Annotated in this window: 17 protein-coding genes and 1 pseudogene; 5 read left to right on the forward strand and 13 right to left on the reverse strand. The window is 45.3% G+C overall.

Going from position 1 to position 22,187, the window contains the following annotated elements; translation table 11 throughout:
* Positions 1-447 (forward strand): annotated as a pseudogene (locus AWH66_RS14380) (phosphoglucomutase/phosphomannomutase family protein); the annotation flags it as partial.
* Between the two features lie 212 nt (positions 448-659).
* Here AWH66_RS14380 and AWH66_RS14385 read toward each other — a convergent pair.
* The 6 genes from AWH66_RS14385 to AWH66_RS14410 form a co-directional block, all read right to left on the reverse strand.
* A complete protein-coding gene (locus AWH66_RS14385; RefSeq protein ID WP_063605887.1) occupies positions 660-1,691 on the reverse strand; it encodes an ABC transporter ATP-binding protein in 1,032 nt (343 codons plus the stop codon).
* Positions 1,691-3,316, reverse strand: coding sequence for an ABC transporter permease (locus tag AWH66_RS14390; protein WP_063605886.1), 1,626 nt, complete (start codon positions 3,314-3,316; stop codon positions 1,691-1,693). Before AWH66_RS14390 ends, AWH66_RS14385 begins: the two co-directional genes overlap by 1 nt.
* Before the next feature lie 83 nt (positions 3,317-3,399).
* A complete protein-coding gene (locus AWH66_RS14395; RefSeq protein WP_038229082.1) occupies positions 3,400-4,410 on the reverse strand; it encodes a Fe(3+) ABC transporter substrate-binding protein in 1,011 nt (336 codons plus the stop codon).
* A gap of 136 nt (positions 4,411-4,546) precedes the next feature.
* Positions 4,547-5,776 (reverse strand): ammonium transporter, encoded by a 1,230-nt coding sequence (locus tag AWH66_RS14400; protein WP_038229081.1) that lies wholly within the window; start codon positions 5,774-5,776, stop codon positions 4,547-4,549.
* Positions 5,777-5,794: 18 nt separating this feature from the next.
* On the reverse strand, positions 5,795-6,133 hold the full coding sequence (locus AWH66_RS14405) for a P-II family nitrogen regulator (RefSeq protein ID WP_038229080.1): 339 nt from the start codon (positions 6,131-6,133) through the stop codon (positions 5,795-5,797).
* Positions 6,134-6,340: 207 nt separating this feature from the next.
* Complete coding sequence (locus AWH66_RS14410; protein WP_031494037.1) at positions 6,341-6,712, reverse strand: YacL family protein; 372 nt, start codon at positions 6,710-6,712, stop codon at positions 6,341-6,343.
* Positions 6,713-6,805: 93 nt separating this feature from the next.
* Here AWH66_RS14410 and AWH66_RS14415 point away from each other — a divergent pair, with 93 nt between their 5' ends.
* From AWH66_RS14415 to AWH66_RS14425, 3 genes are all read left to right on the forward strand, one after another.
* Positions 6,806-7,948: a sugar diacid recognition domain-containing protein gene (locus AWH66_RS14415; RefSeq protein WP_063605885.1), complete on the forward strand. Its 1,143-nt coding sequence runs from the start codon at positions 6,806-6,808 to the stop codon at positions 7,946-7,948.
* Between the two features lie 161 nt (positions 7,949-8,109).
* A complete protein-coding gene (locus AWH66_RS14420) occupies positions 8,110-9,375 on the forward strand; it encodes a GntP family permease (RefSeq protein ID WP_063605884.1) in 1,266 nt (421 codons plus the stop codon).
* 9 nt (positions 9,376-9,384) lie between these two features.
* Positions 9,385-10,524, forward strand: a complete 1,140-nt coding sequence (locus AWH66_RS14425) for a glycerate kinase (protein WP_063605883.1) — start codon at positions 9,385-9,387, stop codon at positions 10,522-10,524.
* A gap of 88 nt (positions 10,525-10,612) precedes the next feature.
* Here the strand turns inward: AWH66_RS14425 and AWH66_RS14430 are convergent, their stop codons facing one another.
* On the reverse strand, positions 10,613-11,752 hold the full coding sequence (locus tag AWH66_RS14430; protein ID WP_006075617.1) for an arginase family protein: 1,140 nt from the start codon (positions 11,750-11,752) through the stop codon (positions 10,613-10,615).
* 113 nt (positions 11,753-11,865) lie between these two features.
* On the opposite strand from AWH66_RS14430, the gene AWH66_RS14435 reads away from it, so the two are divergent.
* The gene (locus AWH66_RS14435) at positions 11,866-12,918 is read left to right on the forward strand and encodes an AraC family transcriptional regulator (RefSeq protein WP_063605882.1); all 1,053 of its coding nucleotides are present in this window, start codon (positions 11,866-11,868) and stop codon (positions 12,916-12,918) included.
* Positions 12,919-12,942: 24 nt separating this feature from the next.
* Here AWH66_RS14435 and AWH66_RS14440 read toward each other — a convergent pair whose 3' ends face one another.
* From AWH66_RS14440 to rlmD, 6 genes are all read right to left on the reverse strand, one after another.
* Entirely contained in the window at positions 12,943-14,118 is a 1,176-nt protein-coding gene (locus AWH66_RS14440; protein WP_006075619.1) for an Ldh family oxidoreductase, read from the reverse strand.
* Between the two features lie 198 nt (positions 14,119-14,316).
* Complete coding sequence (gene eno, locus AWH66_RS14445; protein WP_063605881.1) at positions 14,317-15,618, reverse strand: phosphopyruvate hydratase; 1,302 nt, start codon at positions 15,616-15,618, stop codon at positions 14,317-14,319.
* 75 nt (positions 15,619-15,693) lie between these two features.
* Positions 15,694-17,334, reverse strand: coding sequence for a CTP synthase (locus AWH66_RS14450; protein WP_063605880.1), 1,641 nt, complete (start codon positions 17,332-17,334; stop codon positions 15,694-15,696).
* 162 nt (positions 17,335-17,496) lie between these two features.
* Positions 17,497-18,303, reverse strand: a complete 807-nt coding sequence (gene mazG, locus AWH66_RS14455) for a nucleoside triphosphate pyrophosphohydrolase (RefSeq protein ID WP_038228985.1) — start codon at positions 18,301-18,303, stop codon at positions 17,497-17,499.
* Between the two features lie 95 nt (positions 18,304-18,398).
* Entirely contained in the window at positions 18,399-20,621 is a 2,223-nt protein-coding gene (gene relA, locus AWH66_RS14460; protein ID WP_038228982.1) for a GTP diphosphokinase, read from the reverse strand.
* A gap of 69 nt (positions 20,622-20,690) precedes the next feature.
* Positions 20,691-22,004, reverse strand: a complete 1,314-nt coding sequence (gene rlmD, locus AWH66_RS14465) for a 23S rRNA (uracil(1939)-C(5))-methyltransferase RlmD (RefSeq protein ID WP_063605879.1) — start codon at positions 22,002-22,004, stop codon at positions 20,691-20,693.
* Positions 22,005-22,187: the final 183 nt, after the last annotated feature.

A 22,187-nucleotide genomic window follows, 5' to 3' on the forward strand; every position in this document is an offset into this window, starting at 1 on the left:
ATGGAGGCTGACGACTCGTTAATCGGCGGTGAAAGCTCCGGCGGTTTAACCATACGTGGTCATATCAAAGGCAAAGACGGAGTATTTGCTTCTAGCTTATTGGTGGAGATGCTTAGTGTCACCAACAAAAAACTCTCTGAATTACTTGATGAGATCTATAGCAAATACGGTTATGCCTACACGGCGGAAGGCGATTGCACCTTCAAGCCTGCTCAAAAGGACAGCCTTTACCATAAGATTTATGTCGAAAAGTCTCTGCCTGAGTTCGATTACGAGGTAGAGAAAGTCAGCTACTCCGATGGAGCAAAAGTTTACTTCAAAAACGGTGGCTGGGTCATTGCTCGCTTTTCTGGCACCGAACCACTATTGCGTATTTTTTGTGAGATGGAAGATAAAGCGCAAGCAGAATATGTTCTTCAGCAGATGAAAGACTTCTTGTCTTTATAGTCTCTGCGTCCTCGTCTTCTTACCGTATATTGGGTTGAGTCACCTTTCAGTCCAAATGAATAGTAAGAAGATCCCTATAGGTGAAGAACATTTTGCCCGGTGACTGTCGCCGGGCTTTTTTGTACCTAGTCATTGGGGACACTACTTTATTACAGGAGAGTGACCTTTAGTGCGTATATTTGAACAAAGGAAAAGAACTATCACTTGGAGAATTAGGCGAAAGCCACAATACCTTGTGACTCTACGCTCACAGCCACATTCTGGCCGACATCCAAGGCTTCCATCGAAGTACCCAATACCTTAGTACCCTCAATTTCTACCACATAGCGACAATGATCACCCATGAAGTGCTGCTCAAGAATAGCGATCGAGCTGCTATCTGAGGCCCTTAACTGGACGTGCTGTGGTCGAACAAGCAACTGGCATTCTGCTCCCTGATCAATCAAGGTGCATGACGATGCTTCTATCTGGCCAATGGCCGTGTTAAATGTAGAACCTGACAAGTACGTGGCGGCTAGATAGCTTCCGCCACCTAAAAAGTCAGCAACGAACTTGCTCGATGGACAGAAATACAGCTCTGATGCTGTACCATACTGCTCAATAACGCCTTGGTTCATCACCGCCATTTTATCGGCAAACGCAAACGCTTCTTCTCGACTGTGAGTCACAAAGATGGCTGTGACACCCTGCTTTTTGAAAATCTTGCGGATCTCTCGAATCAGCTCATGTCGTACTTGTGTATCGATATTAGAAAATGGTTCATCGAGCAGAAGTAGATCGGGTTTATAAGCTAAACTACGAGCAATGGCGACACGCTGTTGTTGTCCACCCGATAGTTGATGAGGATAACGGTCGCTAAACTGATCCAAATGAACCAAAGTCAGCATCTCCTCGACAATCTCGTCTTGCTCTTGCTTAGCCATTCCCTTCAGACCAAATGCTACATTTTGAGCCACAGTCAAGTGTGGAAATAGCGCATAATCTTGAAAGATCATACCGATATTACGCTGCTCAGGCGGTAACCATACCTCGCCATTGTCGATCACGCGCTCACCAAGTGTCATCACACCTTGAGAAAGAGGCAGTAAACCTGCCACCGCTTTGAGTAGCGTGGTTTTTCCGCAACCACTCGCGCCCAACAAGCAAACAATTTCACCTTGTTCAACCTGAAGCGATAAGGACTCTAAAATCGTCTGACCATCATATTGGCAAGATAGGTTTTTGATAGACAAAGCCGTAGTCATTAGTGGTTTTGCTCCAGTGAACGGTTAACAATAATAAGAGGCAGTAGGCCGACCAACACTAACAATACCGCTGGCATCGCGGCAAGTTCTAAGTGCTCGTCAGAAGCAAAGTTGTACACGTAAGTAGCCAGAGTCTCGAAATTGAATGGACGCAGCAACAAGGCAGCATTGAGCTCCTTCATGGATTCAATAAACACCAGCAAACCAGCGATCAACACGCCTCGTTTGATAAGCGGTAAATGCACGCGAAGCAGCATTTGGTTCTTCTTACATCCCATAGTGCGTGAGGCCATATCAAGAGACGGCGATACCTTACTTAAACTGGTCTCAATACTACCGATAGCAACGGCAGAAAAGCGCACCACCATTGCAAAAACAAGTGCAAACATGGAACCAGAGAAAATCAATCCAGGGCGTTGCCAATCCATCCATTTAGCAAAATCGTTAACGCTGTGATCCATAAATAACACGGTGACCATAACCCCAATCGCCAAGACGGTTCCCGGTACGGCATAGCCAAGCGAAGAAGCGCGCATAAAGACCACACTTTTTCTATTTGGTGCCAGCCTACGATAGAAGTTCACGACGATAGCAACAAAGACACCAATAATCGCTGCCATCAATGACACTTTAAGGCTATTCATGGCATAGGTCTGGAATTCTTCGGTCCAGCTTTGTGCAAAATACTTGTAGGCATAAATCATCAACTGACCAAGCGGCAAGATAAATGCGATCGACACTAGACCCCAACACCAGAACAGCGCTAACCATTTTTTCCAGCCCGTTAGCTCATAGCGAAAGTCTTCGTGGCTGTTGTACTGGCTTTGAAATAGCTTTTGCTTACGTCGACTATAGCGCTCAGCGCCCAGTAACAACACGATCACCACCATCATCATGGCCGAGATCTTCGCAGCAGCACTTAAATTAGAATACCCCAGCCAAGTGTCGTAAACCGCTGTGGTTAAAGTACTAACGGCAAAATAGCTCACGGTACCAAAATCACCTATGGTCTCCATCGCCACCAATGACAAACCAACGGCGATCGACGGTCTAGCGAGTGGTAATGAAATGCGCCAAAAGCTTGCCAACGGAGAACACTTTAACAAACGTGCTGATTGCAACAGTGAGACGTTCTGCTCCATAAATGCCGCACGGCACAGTAGATAAACATAAGGGTACAGTACTAGCGACAAGACAACTGTAGCCCCTCCCACGGTGCGAATATCAGGAAACCAGTAGTCCCCTGCTTGCCAGCTAAAGACATCTCGTAGCCATATTTGGATGGGACCAGCAAAGTCAAACCAATCGGTAAAAATATAGCCAATGATATACCCTGGCATGGCAAGTGGTAGCACCAAGGCCCACTGCAACACTTTTTCACTTGGCAGTTTACACATAGCCATCAGCCATGCACTAGGGACCCCCAGAAACAAAGAGAGTACCAAGACACCAGCAACCAATTTGACCGTATTTGAGATGTAAGTGGGCATCACCGTCGCAAGGAGATGTGAGAAGAGATCACTTGATTCACCAAGTGCCGTGTAGAAGATCGCTAAAATAGGCAAAACCAGTAGCAGAGTTATCACTCCACTACTGGTTTTCCAAACATCATTTTTTTCTTTCATTGCCTAAACATACAGCAGGCGACACGAAGTCGGAAGTTCTTAACCAGAATAACAAAGGGGGTATTATACCCCCTTTCTGTCGATTATAGGTCGAACTTAACTTCGTCTAACAATTTGATTGCAGCACTGTGATATTCAGCAATCTCATCGAGCGAAATTTTATCTGCTTTGAAATCACCCCATGATGCCACAAGCTCAGAACGCTTAACGCCTTCTTTTACTGGGTACTCATAGTTAACTTCTGCATACATTTGCTGAGCTTTGTCGCCTGTTAAGAACTCCATTAGCTTCAATGCGTTGTCTTTGTTTGGCGAGTATTTCGCCATTGCCATACCACTGATATTTACGTGAGTACCCGTTGTGTTTTGGTTCGGGAAGTTAATGTATACCGCATCAGCCCAAGCTTTTTGCTCTTTGTCATTAACCATCTTACCTAGGTAGTAGCTGTTACCTAGAGATACGTCACACAGGCCTTCGCTGATCGCTTTCACTTGAGCGCGGTCATTGCCTTGTGGTTTGCGGGCTAGGTTAGCTTTTACGCCTTCTAGCCACTCTTTTGTCTCCGCTTCACCGTGGTGAGCAATCATAGAAGACACAAGAGATACGTTGTAAGGGTGCTTACCGCTACGAGTACAGATTTTGCCTTTGTACTCAGCGTTTGCTAGGTCGATATAATCAAAATCATTACCTAGTTTACCTACGCGGTCACGAGAAGAGTATACGTTACGAGTACGCAGTGTTAATGCAAACCACTCATTCTCTTTATCGCGATATTGAGCAGGAACGTTAGCGTTGATTACGTCACTATCTACCGCTTGAACTACATCCTTGTCAGTCAATTCCGCTAGACGGCTAATATCTGTTGTTAACACTACGTCAGCCGGGCTGTATTCGCCCTCTTGCTGAAGTTTTTCTGCCAGACCTTTCTTAGCAAACTTTACGTTTACTTTAATGCCCGTTTCTTTAGTGAACTCGTTAAACATAGGCTCAACAAGGAAAGGTTGGCGGTAAGAGTAAACGTTGACTTCTTCAGCGGCCATCGCTGGTGCTGCAAAGCTAGCTGCAATTGCTGAAAGAGTTAGCAGTTTTTTCATCGTTTTAGTTCCTTTAATTCATAATGAGAACGTTTATCAGTTGCGTTATTATATTCATATTAATTCTGAAAACAATGATCTGATATAAAAAAACCTGCCATAAAAGGCAGGTTTTGATTAAGTTTGTAACAAAACATTACTTAACACTAACAAACTCCGGATAAGCACCTACACCACAATCGTGCATGTCCATACCCTCTAATTCTTCTTCTTCTGTTACACGAATACCGATTGTCGCTTTCAGCACTGCCCAGACAGCAAGACTTGCCGCGAACACCCAACCGAAGATAACTGCGGCACCTAAAAGCTGAGCACCAAACGTTGCATCGCCGTTGCTCAGTGGCACTACCATTAGGCCGAAGAAACCACACACACCGTGAACAGAGATAGCACCAACTGGATCATCAATCTTAAGCTTGTCTAGGCCAATGATGCTGAATACGACTAGCGCACCGCCTACTGCACCAATAGCTACTGAGTATACAGGTGAAGGAGATAGAGGATCAGCAGTGATAGCAACAAGACCCGCTAACGCACCATTGAGAATCATTGTTAAGTCAGCTTTACCCCACGTTGTTTTGCACACTAGCATTGCTGCAATAGCACCCGCTGCTGCTGCTGCGTTAGTGTTAAGGAAGATTTGACCTACTGCTGTCGCGTTCTCAAAATCTGAAACCATTAATTGAGAGCCACCGTTGAAGCCGAACCAGCCTAACCATAGGATAAACGTACCTAGAGTAGCTAAAGGCATATTTGAACCTGGAATTGGGTAGATTTCACCATTCTTACCGTACTTGCCCTTACGAGCACCGAGCAACAGAACACCAGCTAATGCAGCCGCTGCACCCGCCATATGAACAATACCTGAACCAGCAAAGTCACTAAAGCCTGCTTCTGATAGGAAACCGCCCCCCCAAGTCCAATAACCTTCCATAGGGTAAATAAATGCCGTCAGCACGACAGAGAAGATAAGGAAAGACCAAAGCTTCATACGCTCAGCAACCGCACCGGATACCACTGACATTGCTGTTGCTACGAAAACAACTTGGAAGAAGAAGTCCGACTCTAGAGAGTGGTCTGCACCTTCACCTTGAGTGCCGATTAGCGCACCAAATGATGGTAGCCAGCCGCCTTCGCCATTGTCCACATACATAATGTTGTAACCCACGATGAGATAACAAGTACATGCGATAGCGTACAAACAGAAGTTTTTGGTTAAGATTTCAGTGGTGTTTTTTGAGCGAACTAGGCCAGCCTCTAACATGGCAAAGCCTGCAGCCATCCACATTACGAGCGCGCCTGAAATAAGAAAGTAAAAAGTGTCTAGCGCATAACGCAGTTCGCTGACTGTTGTTGCTAATTCCATAATATGTTCTCCAATCCCTTAAAGTGCTTCAGCATCCATTTCGCCCGTACGAATACGTACTGCTTGGGCTAGGTCGTACACAAATATTTTTCCGTCGCCAATCTTGCCGGTTTGAGCCGCATTAGTGATAGCTTCTATAACTCGGTCTACGTTGTCTGCGTGCGTTGCAATTTCCAGCTTCACTTTCGGTAGAAAGTCCACTTGATACTCTGCACCGCGATATAATTCTGTGTGACCTTTCTGACGACCAAATCCTTTGACCTCAGAAACTGTCATCCCTTCAATGCCTACATCTGCAAGTGCTTCTCTTACATCATCCAGCTTGAATGGTTTAATGATTGCGTTAATAAGTTTCATGGCATCCCCTTCGCCTTTTTATCCCTGTTGCTTAAAACAGCAATCAAGGTGCGTGCCAACTTTTTAACCTATTGAAATATAAGAATTCTAGTTTTGTATGTTATAAAAATGAAAATACCTTGCACTTTATTGGTGCAAGGTATTCACAAAAATAATGCGTTAAATGTTATTAGCACTAAGAATGTGCAAAATAACCGTATTATCCACTTAGCGATTATGTATAAAGCGCTCCCACTGCTCGATAACAGACAAGAAATCCTCCAAACCACACTCACTGTAGCTTTCACTTTCATACAGTGAAAACTCTTCTTCGGACTCCGTTAACGTCTCAAAAGCTAACGTATTTTCATACACATGGACTTCAGACTCGAGAATACTCAAAGAAATCTCTTTGCCCTGCCATTTGTGTTCATTACCAGAAAATTGTGATGCTTTCGATAGCAGTGCTTTTATTTCCATGATGGTGCGGTCGTCGGTACTAACTTCTTCTTGAAGTAATCTAGCGATCACTTCTTGACCCATTTCGCACTTCACTAGATATTCACCAGTGAAACTGTTTTTAATAAACTCGAATTCCATCACTTTTTCTCTCTGTAAACTCGCGCCGATTATACCTCAGAATCACTAGCAATCAGGTATACTCAACAACAATTCCTTAGAAGAGCCAATACCATGCAACTTAACTCTCTCATTGCTAAGCAAATTGTTGATCGTGCAAAAAAGATCATTGCCTATTCCATTAACGTTATGGATGAAAATGGCGTGATCATTGGCTCAAGCGATCCTAGTAGACTGCATCAAACTCACGAAGGTGCACTGTTGGCCATTCGTGATAACCGCACGATTGAGATCAATGACTCTGTTGCCTCCACCCTTTCTGGCGTAAAAACTGGCATTAACCTCCCTATTATTTACAGCGAGAATGTTATTGGCGTAGTAGGCATTTCTGGCACACCGGAAGAGGTAAGAAGCTACGGTGAACTGGTTAAAATGACAGCTGAGCTGATCGTCGAACAGGCGGCGTTAATGTCTCAGGTCCAATGGAATAAACGTCATAGGGAAGAGCTGCTGCTGCAACTTATCGAAGGCTCGAGCTTGAATGATGGCCAGTTGCTCTCCATTGCCCAAAGGCTGGACCTCGATCTTTCCCAGCCAAGAGTCGCCACTGTTATTAAAGTGATTCCACGCGCAGGCGAACCAGTCACACTAGAACACTTACAAAAACTGGTTCATCTATTGGAACACCCAGAACGCGACAATATAGTCGGTATCGCTTCAGTTTCTATGAATGAGATCGTGGTTCTTAAGCCCGTGACTATTGTTAATCACACTTGGAATCGTAAAGAAGAGCAGAAGCGGGTCGCTAAACTGGTAAAACGCATCGACAATGAGTGTGACTTTTCGATTCAAATGGCGATTGGTGATTACTTTCCAGGGCTAATCGGCCTTGCCCGCTCATATGAAACGGCCAAAGCAACGATAGAAAGTAGTACCAGTAATGATGATGCTGTCATGTTCTATCAAGATCGCAAACTTTCGGTACTGGTTAGCAGTATCAAACAAGACCCATGGCGAGCTACTCAACTTAAAGCACCCATCAAGAAATTAATGGCAGCCGACAGCAAACAGGTCCTATTGAAAACCCTGAGCACCTTTTTTACTCAAAATTGCGATCTAGCTCAAACTTGTGAATCCCTCCATATTCATCGTAACACTTTGCGATACCGTCTAGACAAAATACAACAAGAAACAAACTTAGATATCAATAATTTAGATGACAAAATCCAGCTTTATCTTGCGTTAAAATGTTTGTAAATATTACGTTAATTTGTGCATTTGCACAAATTACCTATTAACCACAATGATAAATTCGTCAGTTCGCATAAAGAAAATCCTCGTCTGAATAGCTAATCTTCCGCTCATAAAGGGTGCAAACACCCAATAAAAAAATTACTAAATTAGCGGAAAACTAAACCATGATTGAAGTCTCTACCTTAGGCGCACTCGCAGCTCTCGTTGTTGCCATTGCCCTCATTCTTAAAAAAGTTCCACCAGCCTATGGCATGATCATCGGCGCCTTGATCGGTGGTGTTGTTGGTGGCGTGTCGTTAACCGATACAGTTGCTCTAATGATTGGCGGTGCGCAAGGCATTGTTACTGCTGTATTGCGTATTCTTGCAGCTGGTGTTCTTGCTGGCGTTCTTATTGAATCAGGGGCGGCAACTTCTATCGCAGAAACCATCGTTAAGAAAGTCGGCGAGACTCGCGCTCTTCTTGCTCTGGCTATCGCCACCATGATTCTGACTGCCGTTGGCGTATTCGTCGATGTTGCTGTTATTACCGTTTCTCCAATTGCTCTTGCCATTGCTCGCCGCGCAGACATCTCTAAAACAGCAATTTTGCTTGCTATGGTTGGCGGCGGTAAAGCTGGTAATGTCATGTCACCTAACCCAAACTCAATTGCAGCAGCTGACGCATTCAACGTTCCACTGACTTCGGTGATGGCTGCAGGTGTGATTCCAGGACTTTGCGGCATGATCTTCGCTTACTTCCTCGCGAAAAAGCTTGCCAACAAAGGCTCTAAAGTAGCAGAAAGCGAAGTGGTTGCTGTTGATCACTCTAGACTGCCGTCATTCGGCGCATCGATTGTTGCTCCACTTGTGGCGATCGCTCTACTTTCTCTTCGCCCTATTGCTGGTATTAACGTAGACCCGCTTATCGCGCTTCCATTAGGTGGTTTACTTGGTGCTGTCGTCATGGGTCGTTTTGCTGACACTAACCACTTTGCCGTTTCCGGTCTATCACGCATGGCACCTGTCGCAGTTATGTTATTAGGTACTGGTACCTTAGCTGGCATTATTGCGAACTCTGGTCTGAAAGATGTGCTCATCGATTCCTTAACAGCATCAGGTCTTCCTTCTTATCTATTAGCACCAATTTCAGGTGCAATGATGGCGCTTGCTACCGCTTCTACTACAGCCGGTACAGCCGTTGCGTCTAGTGTGTTTAGTTCCACAATTCTTGAGCTTGGCGTTCCAGCATTAGCCGGTGCAGCCATGATTCACTCAGGTGCTACCGTATTGGATCACATGCCACACGGTAGTTTCTTCCACGCCACTGGTGGCGCTGTGCATATGGATATTCGCGAGCGTCTCAAACTCATTCCTTACGAGTCAGCGGTTGGTCTAGTGATCGCCTTTGTCTCTGTAATGATCTTTGGTGTGTTCGGTCTATTTGTATAAGGTCCTATTATGAAAATTATTATTGCTCCAGATTCATACAAAGAAAGCTTAACGGCCATGGAAGTTGCCGAAGCGATCGAAACCGGTTTTAAGAAAATCTTTGCCGATGCTGAATACGTCAAACTTCCAATGGCGGACGGTGGTGAAGGTACGGTTCAGTCATTGGTTGATGCTACTGAAGGCTCGATTGTCACTTGTCACGTTACTGGTCCCTTAGGTCAGCAAGTTGAAGGCTTCTATGGCCTTATGGGGGATGGTTCAACAGCTATTATTGAAATGGCTGCGGCGTCAGGCCTACATCTGGTTGAACCTAAGCTACGCAACCCGCTTGTTACCACAACTTATGGAACTGGCGAATTAATCAAAGCGGCGCTAGAGCGCGGTGTGAAGCACATTATTGTTGGTATTGGCGGCAGCGCTACCAATGACGGCGGCATAGGTATGGCGCAGGCTCTTGGTGCTAAATTGCTGGACCAGCAAGGTAATGAACTTGGCTTTGGCGGTGGAGCACTCGATAAGCTAGCCAGCATTGACCTATCAGGCCTTGATTCTCGCCTGAAAGACATCCGCTTGGAAGTCGCGTGCGACGTTGATAATCCTCTGTGTGGTCCTAAAGGCGCCTCGCACGTGTTTGGTCCACAAAAAGGCGCAACACCAGAGATCGTGGCAACCCTTGATAGCAACCTTGCGCATTATGCCAGTGTCATTAAAGCTACCAACGGTCGTGATGTCATTGATACCGCCGGCGCTGGTGCTGCTGGCGGCCTCGGAGCAGCGCTACTTGGTTTGTTTGATGCATCACTGCGTCCAGGTATCCAAATTGTGATGGATGCGGTGAACCTAAGCGAAGTTGTAAAAGACGCGGATCTTGTGATTACAGGTGAAGGCCGAATTGACAGCCAAACCATTCATGGTAAAACACCCGTTGGTGTGGCACGTACTGCGAAGCAATACGACATTCCTGTAATAGCCATTGCAGGTAGCACAGCAAAAGACTGCGCAGTGGTTCACGAACACGGTATTGATGCAGCGTACAGCGTAGTACTAGGTGCGACTGACCTACCAACCGCCTTGAAAGAAGCGGCGTTCAACGTTGAAATGACCTCTCGTAATATTGCAGCAGCAATGGCGATGAACTTCAGCAAATAATCCGCTTTAGAAACACAAAATGCCCACTCAATTGAGTGGGCATTTTTTATTATCATTCCTACCGTCGCGTTAAGCGCAAAAAATGCTATTAGAACTCAATGTTACGACCGAAGCTCATTGGCCATTCTGTTGGGTTTTTCTTACCTTCGCGGATGTGGCGACATTCAGCCAACCATACTAGAAGCTCCCAACCGAATGCAGCAGTAAGCAGCGCATCTTTCTCGTCAGAGTTTTTCTGAGGCGCAAACTCGGCAATATCAGCGCCCACTAAGTTAATACGCTTAGTCGCGCGAAGTTTACGGAAGATGTCGTAATACATGCGAGCAGAAACACCAAATGGATCTGGGCTTGAGTTTGCACTGTGATCAAGAAGATCTAGGCCATCTAAGTCAAAGGTTAGGTACACCGGACGACCGTCACCTTGTTTCTCAAGGATCTGTTCTACAATGTAATCCACGCCTAAATCGTAGATTTCATCAGCCAAGTAGAAGTTACCGCCAATTGCCTTCGCTTTGCCTTGTTGAGATGCACACCAGCGACCGCGCATACCCATACTGACACTAGTCGTTGGGTCGATAGCACCTTCTGATGCTAGGCGACAATACCAGTTACCTGAATATGACTCGTAATCAAAGTCAGCGCGAGTGAGCAAGTCAAAGTGGCCATCGATATGAATAAGTGAAACCGGACCGTGTACTTTCGCAAGTGCCGCAGGCCCTGGGTAAGCAACGGTATGGTCTCCCCCAAAGAAGAATGGAGTACAGCCATGGTTGATCACCATGTCATCAACCACTTTCTGCGCATTGCGCATCTCTTCATCTAAGTTGAACTGACCAAGGCCATCCCAGTTTCCGTAATCGATGATGTTACACAGTTCAAATGGCATCGTGCCATCTTGGTGAATAAGGCCCATACCAGTTTTAGAGGCGTCGCGAATCGCACCAGGACCAAATTTATGACCACCAGCATTTGGTGAACACTTATCCATGGTCAAGCCATACATAACAATGTCCGCGTTTTCAAAGCTGTTCACATAAGGTGCGCCAAATGCACCAACATGCTCTTTACCTAGTAAGCTGAAGGCTTCTACACCTTGTTCCGCCATACGCTGCTGCATTGGAGCGATGTCTTCATTGATATAAAAGTCTGCATCCGACTTATTCCAATAGATATCTTGGTAAAGCTCGAGTTTCTCTTTTGAAATTTCTACACGTTTTGGCTTGAACATATTGTTGTCCTCATTGTTTTGTCTGCTTTTCAGCGATGTCTATATTGTATCCACTCATCACGCTTACTATAATTACATTTCCGGCCAATGAAGTTACATTTCAGGACAACAACATGAGCTCACTACATCAGCAGCAGTTTTTACAAGCCATTGTTGGCCACTGGGAGTCGTTACTCAGAGATTTAGCGAAACAGCCACTGGCTATCGATCCTTTTCTTCGCCGCGCTAAGATCAGACGTATTAGCTATGGTCATTATGAACCGATGACGACTCAACAAGTGCTGACGTTAATGAAATTGTCCATGGAACAGTTGAACATCGATGGTATCGGATTACGCATCGCAAGTAGGCTTACCATTGAAGATACCGGAGCTTTGGGCTTTGCCATGCTCGGCTGCAAGACGCTTAAGCAGCTATTAGAAACAATCATTCATATACCCTGGATGACCAGTGACTACGTGGATATTCGTATTGCCTACGACCGTGAATACGCCTATATCACTGCTGAAGATCGTTCCGCATTTTGGACGCCGCAGCCCTACACTATCGAAGACAGCATTGGTCATTACTACCTTGGAATAAAAAAGCTCTTAGGAGAACAATTTGATAAAGATAAAGTCTCAATTTCCCTTAGCTATGCTGCGCCAAGTTATAAACACCTCTATCACCAGTATTTAGGTATCATGCCTACCTTCAACGCAGCGAGTAATCAAATTAGGCTCCCCATTGAATGGATCGATATGCCCATCTCTGCGAATGAATCCTTAGTCGCCAATATCGTAGCGAAGCACAGTGCGGTGATGAACCAGCAATCACGAGCCAGCACCAGTTGCGATCAGATAAGAATGCGCCTTTACGCTCTTCTCTCTTCCGGAGTGCCGACCATGGAACAAATGGCGGAAGATTTAGGGTTTACTGCTAGGACCTTACGACGACGACTCCATGATGAAGGTAAAACTTACAAACAACTGGTGCTCGACGTTCGAATGCAAATGGCCAATGAGTATTTACTGAAGACTTCATTATCGTTATCTGATATTGCCAACCTCCTTGACTATCACTCGGCACCACCGTTTATTCGCGCGTTCAAAGCCTACCACCAGGTTTCACCCTCACAATTCAAGCTAGAAACGAAAAAAGCCCAGTCCGAGGGAGACTGGGCATAAAATCAAGTGCGTCTGATTTTAAAATTATTTGCGGATAGTTTCAGCTGCGCGTTCAGCGCCAACTTTCGCTTCCCATTTCGCGTTCAGCTCTTCGATAGAAGTACCAGAGCGTTTTAGGAAGTCTTTGAAACCAACCCAGTGAGCGTCCATGACTTGGTGCTCATCGGTTGCCGTAGAAAGTGCTTTTAAGCCCCACTCATCTGGAATGTAAACTTCGTTGAAGCCAGCACGAGGACGGTTTTCTTTAATCGCTTTCACGAACATGTCGCTCTTACGTTTCACTTCTTCGATTGGGCCAAAGTGGCTTGGGTCGATCACTAGAATGTAAGAACCGCCTACTGGACATGGTGCATCTTCCATCGTGAAGAAGTCACTTGGTACTGCTGGAAGCTCAGGAGCAATCTTACCTTTCGGGTTGATGATTGCCGTCATCACTTCGTTCCAGATGTTTAGAGAGTAAAGACGTGGTGTTAGGAATGTCCACGGTGCTTTACAGTCAGCTACACGGCCGTAACCTTCGATAAGAGAACCCCACTTACGAGCGTCAGCTGTTAGCTCACCAGTGTCTTGGTCAACGAGCGCTGCAACGTGTAGGTCGCGGTCGTTTACGATAGCGTCACAGATGTGAGAGTCGTAACCTTCACCGATCATGATAGATGTGACTAGAGGGAGTTCTTCACCACCAACTAGAGCTGCATCGAAAGGAGGGCAAGACATTGCTGGATCCATACCACCGAATGGTGCATTAAGAGGTACAGAGTTGTTTGAAGACATAGCAAACATGCCCTCTTTCATTGCCATCTGTGTGTAGTTAGAGAAGTTGCCGCCGTCACAGTGATCGTAACCGAATACGATTGAGATACCGTGCTTACGTGCTTTCTCGATAGCCGTTTGAGCCATTAGCGTACATACGTAGTGACCAGAAGATTTCTTACCGTTGTATACCGCCCAAGTATCGCCTTCAGACTCTAGCTCTGGCGTCGATGTAGGATCTAGGATACCTGCTTCGTATGGAATCGTTACTGCTTCAATAACGCCAAGACCTTGGTGAAGCTTACCTTGTAGGCCACCAACCAATAGGTTGTGAGCAAGGATATCTGCGTGAGTTTGGTCAGCACCAATGTGTTTCCATGACTCAGAAACGATGAATGAGAAATACTCGTTATTAAACGTAGTAGTAGGGCTGGTCACTTTAGCCATGATCTTTTCCTCTAGTAAGTAGGGATACGTTTTATTGAACTGTAATCACTTTAGCGCATCTGAGTTATTTCATAAGTAACATACTGGATACTGTTACTCCTTCGTTACCCCGTTGGATGTCCTATTCAATAATATTCAGGCATAAAAAAAGCCGCTCTATAAAGAGCGGCTTTACAAAAGCTATTTAAAAATCAGCGATTAAGCTTGACCTTTAACTTCTTTAAGACCGTTGTAAGGTGCTTTTTCACCTAGAGCTTCTTCGATACGAATTAGCTGGTTGTACTTAGCAACACGGTCAGAACGGCTCATAGAACCAGTTTTGATTTGACCTGCAGCAGTACCTACCGCTAGATCAGCGATAGTTGCATCTTCAGTTTCGCCAGAACGGTGAGAGATTACAGCTGTGTAACCTGCGTCTTTAGCCATCTTGATCGCAGCTAGAGTCTCAGTTAGAGAACCGATTTGGTTGAACTTGATAAGGATAGAGTTAGCTACGCCTTTCTCGATACCTTCAGCAAGGATCTTAGTGTTAGTAACGAATAGATCGTCACCTACTAGTTGAAGCTTGTCACCTAGTAGTTCAGTTTGGTGCTTGAAGCCATCCCAGTCAGACTCGTCTAGACCGTCTTCGATAGAAACGATTGGGAACTGGTTAGCTAGCTCAGCTAGGTAGTGGTTGAACTCTTCAGAAGAGAAAGTCTTACCTTCGCCTTTCATGTTGTAGATGCCAGCTTCTTTGTCGAAGAACTCAGATGCTGCACAGTCCATAGCTAGAGTAACGTCTTTGCCTAGTTCGTAACCAGCAGCTGCAACAGCTTCTGCGATAACTTCTAGAGCTTCAGCGTTAGACTTAAGGTTAGGAGCGAAACCACCTTCGTCACCAACTGCAGTGCTGTAGCCTTTAGACTTAAGAACTTTAGCTAGGTTGTGGAATACTTCCGCACCGATACGTAGACCTTCTTTAAGAGTCTTAGCACCAACTGGTTGGATCATGAACTCTTGGATGTCAACGTTGTTGTCTGCGTGCTCACCACCGTTGATGATGTTCATCATTGGAAGAGGCATAGAGAATACGCCAGCAGTGCCGTTAAGCTCAGCGATGTGCTCAAATAGAGGCATGCCTTTAGCAGCAGCTGCTGCTTTAGCGTTTGCTAGAGAAACTGCTAGGATAGCGTTCGCGCCGAACTTAGACTTGTTTTCAGTACCGTCAAGGTCGATCATCACTTGGTCGATCTCAGCTTGAGCTTTAGCGTCTTTACCAACTAGAGCTTCAGCGATTGCACCGTTAACAGCTTCAACAGCTTTAAGAACACCTTTACCTAGGAAACGTGCTTTGTCACCGTCACGTAGCTCAAGAGCTTCACGAGAACCAGTAGATGCGCCAGATGGAGCTGCCGCCATACCTACGAAACCGCCTTCTAGGTGTACTTCAGCTTCTACAGTTGGGTTACCACGTGAGTCGATGATTTCACGACCTAGAACTTTAACGATCTTAGACATTAATGTTTCCTCTCATTGAATATAAATGTCAAAATTAAGGGCAGCCGCACAACCTTCGCAGCCGCCCGTATCCTTTTACTTTTCTTCAGTACCGCGCTGGAATTCGCCCGCCGCTTTCACAAAGCCTGTAAATAACGGGTGACCATCGCGAGGCGTTGAAGTGAACTCTGGGTGGAACTGCGCAGCTACAAACCATGGGTGAGCTGGGTTCTCAATCACTTCAACCAGTTTCTTGTCTGCTGACAGACCAGAAACTTTAAGACCTGCTTTTTCAATTTGTGGACGAAGTACGTTGTTCACTTCGTAACGGTGACGGTGACGCTCATGGATCTTCGCGTTGCCATATAGTTCGTACGCTTTTGTCCCTTTTTCTAGGTGACATAGCTGAGAACCAAGGCGCATTGTACCGCCAAGATCAGACGTTTCGGTACGTTCTTCAACTTTACCTTCACCATCTACCCACTCTGTGATCAAGCCTACCACAGGGTATTTAGTCTCTTTGTTAAATTCTGTTGAATGTGCACCTTCCATACCCGCAACGTTACGTGCGTATTCGATAAGTGCCACTTGCATACCTAGGCAGATACCTAGATAAGGTACTTTGTTTTCACGAGCGTATTTTGCAGCAAGGATCTTACCTTCAACACCACGGTCACCAAAGCCACCAGGTACAAGGATTGCGTCTAGACCAGCTAGAGCTTCTTCGCCTTTTGTTTCCACGTCTTGTGAATCAACGTACTTAATCTTCACACTCAAGCGGTTTTTAAGGCCTGCATGTTTTAGCGCTTCGTTTACAGACTTATAAGCATCTGGTAGTTCGATGTATTTACCTACCATACCGATAACTACTTCAGCCGTTGGGTTAGCTTCTTCGTAAATTACCTGTTCCCACTCAGAAAGATCAGCTTCTGGAGCAGAGATACCAAAGCGTGAACATACTAGGTCGTCTAGACCTTGCGCTTTAATTAGTTGAGGGATCTTGTAGATAGAATCTACGTCCTTCATTGAGATTACCGCTTTTTCTTGAACGTTACAGAAAAGCGCAATCTTCTTACGCTCGTTTGCAGGGATCATACGATCACTACGGCAAATAAGAATGTCTGGTTGGATACCGATAGACAGTAGCTCTTTTACAGAGTGCTGAGTCGGCTTGGTTTTCACTTCACCAGCTGCTGCTAGGTAAGGAACCAAAGTTAGGTGCATAAACATTGCACGCTCACGACCAAGCTCAACGGCTAGCTGACGAATGGCTTCCATAAACGGTAGTGATTCGATATCACCTACTGTACCACCAACTTCAACGATAGCGACATCGTGGCCTTCAGAGCCAGCGATCACGCGATCTTTAATAGCATTAGTAATGTGAGGGATTACCTGAATAGTTGCACCTAGGTAGTCACCACGACGCTCTTTGCGAAGAACATCAGCGTAAACACGACCAGCAGTGAAGTTGTTGCGTTTTGTCATCTTGGTACGGATGAAACGCTCGTAGTGACCAAGGTCAAGGTCAGTTTCAGCGCCATCTTCCGTGACGAACACTTCACCGTGCTGAGTTGGGCTCATTGTGCCCGGGTCAACGTTGATGTAAGGGTCAAGCTTCATCATGGTCACTTTAAGACCACGTGCTTCTAAAATTGCTGCAAGAGATGCTGCTGCAATACCTTTACCTAGAGAGGATACTACCCCGCCAGTAACAAAAATATAATTTGTCGTCATGTTTAACCTGAAGTTGGTTGAATGAGGGAAAATGGATTTCTTCTGGACGGGATGCAAATATACCAGAAGCCCTTTACCGCCACAACGTGAAACTTATCACATTCAAAATTTTTATTTTTTGCTTCAAATCAATTGTAGAAACTTACACCAATGAGAAGCGGTTCACAAATCCGAGGACTTTTCTTGTTTTTTTACGTCATTCCAAAACTGGTCAAGCTCTTGAAGGCTAAAGTCTGTAAGGGATTTACCATCTTCGCCAGCCCTTGCCTCAACACCTTTAAAGCGACGAGAAAATTTATTGTTCGCTTTTCTCAGCGCAACCTCAGGATCTTTTTTCAAATGTCGAGAAAGATTCACTACGGCAAACAATAGGTCTCCGACCTCTTCTTCCAGCTTATCTTCATCAACATCAACCTGAATCGCTTCCTGAACCACCTCTTCAACTTCTTCCTGAACCTTATCAACGACAGGTCCTAACGCATCCCAATCAAAGCCATATTTAGCGCAACGTTTCTGGATTTTATTGGCCTTTGAAAGTGCAGGTAACGATTGTGGTATTGAGTCTAGAATACTTTCTTCGTTTTTGCCTACCTCAGCCTTTTCCTTCTTTTTCTCAGCTTCCCAATTGGCATTGATAGCGGCTTCATCTGCAAATTCCACATCAGAAAAAACGTGCGGATGACGTCTAGTGAGCTTGTCATTCAATCCCTCAACAACCTCGTTGAAGTCAAATAACCCTTGCTCTTTTGCCATCTGGCTATAGAAAATCACTTGAAACAACAAATCACCCAGCTCTTCTTTTAGATTTTGCCAGTCTTGGTTATGAATAGCGTCGACCACTTCGAACGTTTCTTCGATGGTGTGCGGTACGATGGTCTCGAAGGTCTGTTTGCGATCCCATGGACAGCCATGCTGCTCATCTCGAAGCTGAGCCATAATAGTGATAAGTTGTTCGATGGGTTGAGACATAGTTAGATTCCTAAACAAAAAGGTTGGAAAACCAACCTTTTATTATTGTTCAACATGATGTGATTACGTCAGTATAACGCCCACTTGAGTCTTGCTTAACCCAAGCGCTTCACACTCATGACGTCTTTAATTTGTTCAATACGCTTAGTCACGCGTGACAGCACTTCGATATTCGTCAGCTCTAGATCAAAATCCATAATCGATAACTGACGCTTGTAATCACTGCGACTCTTCATAGTGGTCACTTTGATCTTTTCGTTAGTAAGCAGTGTGGTGATGTCTTTTAGTAATCCGCCACGTTCCATAGCTTCAACGCGAATAGTCAAAATATAAGAGCCAACAAAGCCACTGCCCCAAACGGTATCAATAATACGCTCTGGTGCGTGATGGCTGAGTTCTTCTAACTGCTCACAATCAGCTCGGTGAACCGAAATACCACGACCTTGAGTAATATAACCTTTGATTTGATCGCCCGGAATTGGCTGACAGCAGCGTGCCAAATGCGTCATCAAGTTATCGACACCTTCCACGACAACTGCGTCTTTATGCGGTCGGCTTTGAGCTGGTGCTTTGCCTTCTGACTCTTGAAGTTTCTCAAGTGCTTGTTGATCTTCTTCTTCGGCCGTAGGCTTATTCACCAATGCATTGATGTGATTAATGATTTGGTTTATTCGTAAATCACCACTACCAATACCAACATACAGCTCATCTGGAGTGTTAACGTTAAAACGCTTCAAGGCATATTGTTCAGCGTCTTTGATCGTTGCACCGATTTTGGCTAATTCATCTTCAAGAATTTCACGGCCAGCTTCTAAGTTCTTCTCACGACTTTGCTTTCTAAACCAAGCGTTAATTTTGGCGCGCGCACGACCTGAGTGAACAAAGCCAAGCGATGGGTTTAACCAGTCACGAGACGGGTTTGGCTCTTTAGCCGTAATGATCTCGACCTGATCACCCATAGATAGCTTATGAGTAAATGGAACAATGCGGCCTGCCACTTTGGCACCGATACAGCGGTGTCCCACTTCAGAGTGAATGTGGTAAGCAAAATCCAGTGGTGTTGCCCCCATAGGCAAATCAACCACATCGCCACGAGGCGTAAAGGCATACACACGGTCATCAAATACTTGGCTACGAAGTTCATCCAGCATTTCGCCAGAGTCTGACATCTCTTCCTGCCAATCCAGTAGCTTACGCAACCAGGTAATTTTCTCGTCGTATCCGCTGCGGCCGCCACTACCACCTTCTTTGTATTTCCAGTGTGCAGCAACACCTAGCTCCGAATCCTCATGCATTTGCTTGGTTCGGATTTGGATCTCTATCGTTTTACCTTCAGGACCAAGAATAACGGTATGAATAGACTGATAACCATTGGGCTTAGGGTTCGCCACATAGTCATCAAATTCACTAGGAAGGTGCTTGTATTTGGTGTGAACAACCCCGAGTGCTGCATAACAATCTTGCAATCGCTCAGCGATGATACGTACAGCGCGCACGTCAAAAAGCTCATCAAAATCGAGGCTTTTCTTCTGCATTTTTCGCCAAATACTGTAGATATGCTTAGGACGACCACTGACTTCAGCAAGGATGTTCGACACCTTCATTTCAGCCGTCAAATCATCCACAAAGTCTTTGATATATTGCTCTCGAACAATGCGGCGCTCAGACAATTGTTTAGCAATCTGTTTATAAGTTTCGGGTTGCTGATAACGGAAAGCGTAATCTTCGATTTCCCATTTTAGCTGACCAATCCCTAAACGGTTGGCAAGAGGAGCATATATGTTGGCGCATTCTTTAGCGGCAGCTCGACGAACTTCGTCAGACTCATCTTTGACTTCACGAAGGTTACAAATACGCTCAGCCAGCTTGATGACCACACAGCGGAAGTCATCCACCATCGCCAGTAACATTCTGCGAACGTTATCGACTTGACCCGACGCCTCTGAGCCTTCTAGTGTCACGTTAAGTTGGCCAATAGCCGCCATCTCTTCGACGCCATCAATCAGCTTAATGGTTTCTTTACCATAGTTTTCTTCTAGCTGCTCTCTATCGTAGATGCCACTAGAAACAACAGGGTACAACTGAGCAGCCACCAACGTGGCTTTATCCATCGAAAGGGTAATGAGGATCTCAATCATCTCTCTGCCGCGCCACAACAACAAGGACCCCTGTTCACTGCCAGCGACAATATCTTCGCACTGACGGTAAACTTCTTTAAGCCTTTTCGAGGTGTTCTTGTCTTGCTTTAGAGAAGCAATCCATTTGTCTAGCTCGAACTGTTCGTTAGGGTTCAAATGCGCGCTTCTTACCGCAACCATTTCTTTTTTCTTCCTAGTTTTATTGGTTAACTAACCTATCCCAGTTAGCTTGTTCTCATTTTAATTCAGCTACTTCTCAAACAGCGCCATGGATTCTAGATGACTGGTGTGAGGGAACATATCCATCATACCCAATCGAACCAACTTATAGCCCTGCTCAATCAAGCTTTGAGTATCTCTGGCAAGGGTAGCAGGATTGCAAGAAACATAAAGCACTCGCGTTGCTCCTAGCGCAGAAACTTGATCTATCACGCCGCTTGCGCCTGCTCTGGCAGGGTCAAGCAGGATTTTATCAAACTGTTGTTTTGCCCATGGCATCTCTGAGAGGTCTTGCTCGAGATTTGCTTGATAAAATTCAACATTCGTTAGGTGATTAAGCGCGGCATTTTGCTGCGCCCAATCCACCATATCTTGAATACCTTCAACACCTACGACACGTTGACATAGTTTCGCCAAAGGTAAAGTGAAGTTACCCAAGCCACAAAAAAGATCGAGTACATTGTCACTGGATTCAGGCGCTAGCCACTCCAGTGCTTGAGCGACCATTTTGCTATTTATCTCGCGGTTCACTTGAATAAAGTGTGTCGGCAGGAAAGGTAATTCAACCCCTACTTCCGAATAATAAGGCTGTTCACCCGTTATTAGTTGTAACTGCCCTGACTCTGGCATCAGGTAAAGCGTGAGTTCCTGACTGTCAGCAAAATTGACCAAGCGTTTTTGATCGTGATTAGTCAAAGCTTTGATGTGTCTAACAACAACCACAGGTCCATTATCACCCATGACCAATTCAAGGTGGCCAAGTGACTGCTGCTGTTTAAAGCCTGCGAATATGTCTCGGAATGGCGGTATTAGTGCGTTTAACTGAGCATTCAATACCGGACAGTGGTCAATCTCAACAATGTGATTGCTCTGCTTACGGCGGAACCCCATGACTAAGTTGCGCTGCTTATCGAGGTGAATACTTAAGCGAGCACGACGGCGATAACCAAGGCCTTCTCCAGTAATAGAGGGAGCTAACGGCACAGATTGGCCCGCTAACTTATTCATCAATTGTGATAAGGCTACTTGTTTGTTTTCAATCTGCTGCTGACGTTCTACATGCTGCTGATTGCAGCCGCCACACTCATGGTAATGAGGACAAAATGGCTTCACGCGTTGCTCAGAAGCTTCTAGCACTTTGATCAAGGTAGCCTTAGCAAACTTTGCTTTGCTTTCCGTTAACTGCACCAACACCTTCTCATCTGTGAGCGCACCTTCAACAAATACCGGTTTGTTATTTAGGTAACCAATACCTGCACCATGATGGTCCATGCGTTCAATGTTCACCTCTTGGTGCTTTTTTGAGAATGAAGTTTTCTTTGTTGGTTTAAAAAAACGTGCCATTACTGTACCCAGTGAGCAGAGCGTAACGCGCTGCTTCGATAAAAATTTGTTAGAGTTTCACTATTCTTTATTTGAATGATTGTCGAACAGCGCTGCTTTGATTAAGCTTACGTCATCTTGAGGATGCAATACTGGCTATTGTCCCATATCCACCCAGCAGATGTAACTCTGTTGGCAAATAAT

It is taken from the genome of Vibrio barjaei (assembly GCF_001639065.2).
Lineage (GTDB): Bacteria > Pseudomonadota > Gammaproteobacteria > Enterobacterales > Vibrionaceae > Vibrio > Vibrio barjaei.

What these genes read in the sequence shown, in the direction of transcription:
- eno (WP_063605881.1), bottom strand. Translation starts at nt 15,618, where the DNA reads ATGTCTAAGATCGTTAAAGTTCTAGGTCGTGAAATCATCGACTCACGT.
- AWH66_RS14425 (WP_063605883.1), top strand. Translation starts at nt 9,385, where the DNA reads ATGAAAATTATTATTGCTCCAGATTCATACAAAGAAAGCTTAACGGCC.
- AWH66_RS14395 (WP_038229082.1), bottom strand. Translation starts at nt 4,410, where the DNA reads ATGAAAAAACTGCTAACTCTTTCAGCAATTGCAGCTAGCTTTGCAGCA.
- relA (WP_038228982.1), bottom strand. Translation starts at nt 20,621, where the DNA reads ATGGTTGCGGTAAGAAGCGCGCATTTGAACCCTAACGAACAGTTCGAG.
- AWH66_RS14440 (WP_006075619.1), bottom strand. Translation starts at nt 14,118, where the DNA reads ATGGCTAAAGTGACCAGCCCTACTACTACGTTTAATAACGAGTATTTC.
- mazG (WP_038228985.1), bottom strand. Translation starts at nt 18,303, where the DNA reads ATGTCTCAACCCATCGAACAACTTATCACTATTATGGCTCAGCTTCGA.
- AWH66_RS14420 (WP_063605884.1), top strand. Translation starts at nt 8,110, where the DNA reads ATGATTGAAGTCTCTACCTTAGGCGCACTCGCAGCTCTCGTTGTTGCC.
- AWH66_RS14385 (WP_063605887.1), bottom strand. Translation starts at nt 1,691, where the DNA reads ATGACTACGGCTTTGTCTATCAAAAACCTATCTTGCCAATATGATGGT.
- rlmD (WP_063605879.1), bottom strand. Translation starts at nt 22,004, where the DNA reads ATGGCACGTTTTTTTAAACCAACAAAGAAAACTTCATTCTCAAAAAAG.
- AWH66_RS14390 (WP_063605886.1), bottom strand. Translation starts at nt 3,316, where the DNA reads ATGAAAGAAAAAAATGATGTTTGGAAAACCAGTAGTGGAGTGATAACT.
- AWH66_RS14400 (WP_038229081.1), bottom strand. Translation starts at nt 5,776, where the DNA reads ATGGAATTAGCAACAACAGTCAGCGAACTGCGTTATGCGCTAGACACT.
- AWH66_RS14410 (WP_031494037.1), bottom strand. Translation starts at nt 6,712, where the DNA reads ATGGAATTCGAGTTTATTAAAAACAGTTTCACTGGTGAATATCTAGTG.
- AWH66_RS14435 (WP_063605882.1), top strand. Translation starts at nt 11,866, where the DNA reads ATGAGCTCACTACATCAGCAGCAGTTTTTACAAGCCATTGTTGGCCAC.
- AWH66_RS14415 (WP_063605885.1), top strand. Translation starts at nt 6,806, where the DNA reads ATGCAACTTAACTCTCTCATTGCTAAGCAAATTGTTGATCGTGCAAAA.
- AWH66_RS14450 (WP_063605880.1), bottom strand. Translation starts at nt 17,334, where the DNA reads ATGACGACAAATTATATTTTTGTTACTGGCGGGGTAGTATCCTCTCTA.
- AWH66_RS14405 (WP_038229080.1), bottom strand. Translation starts at nt 6,133, where the DNA reads ATGAAACTTATTAACGCAATCATTAAACCATTCAAGCTGGATGATGTA.
- AWH66_RS14430 (WP_006075617.1), bottom strand. Translation starts at nt 11,752, where the DNA reads ATGTTCAAGCCAAAACGTGTAGAAATTTCAAAAGAGAAACTCGAGCTT.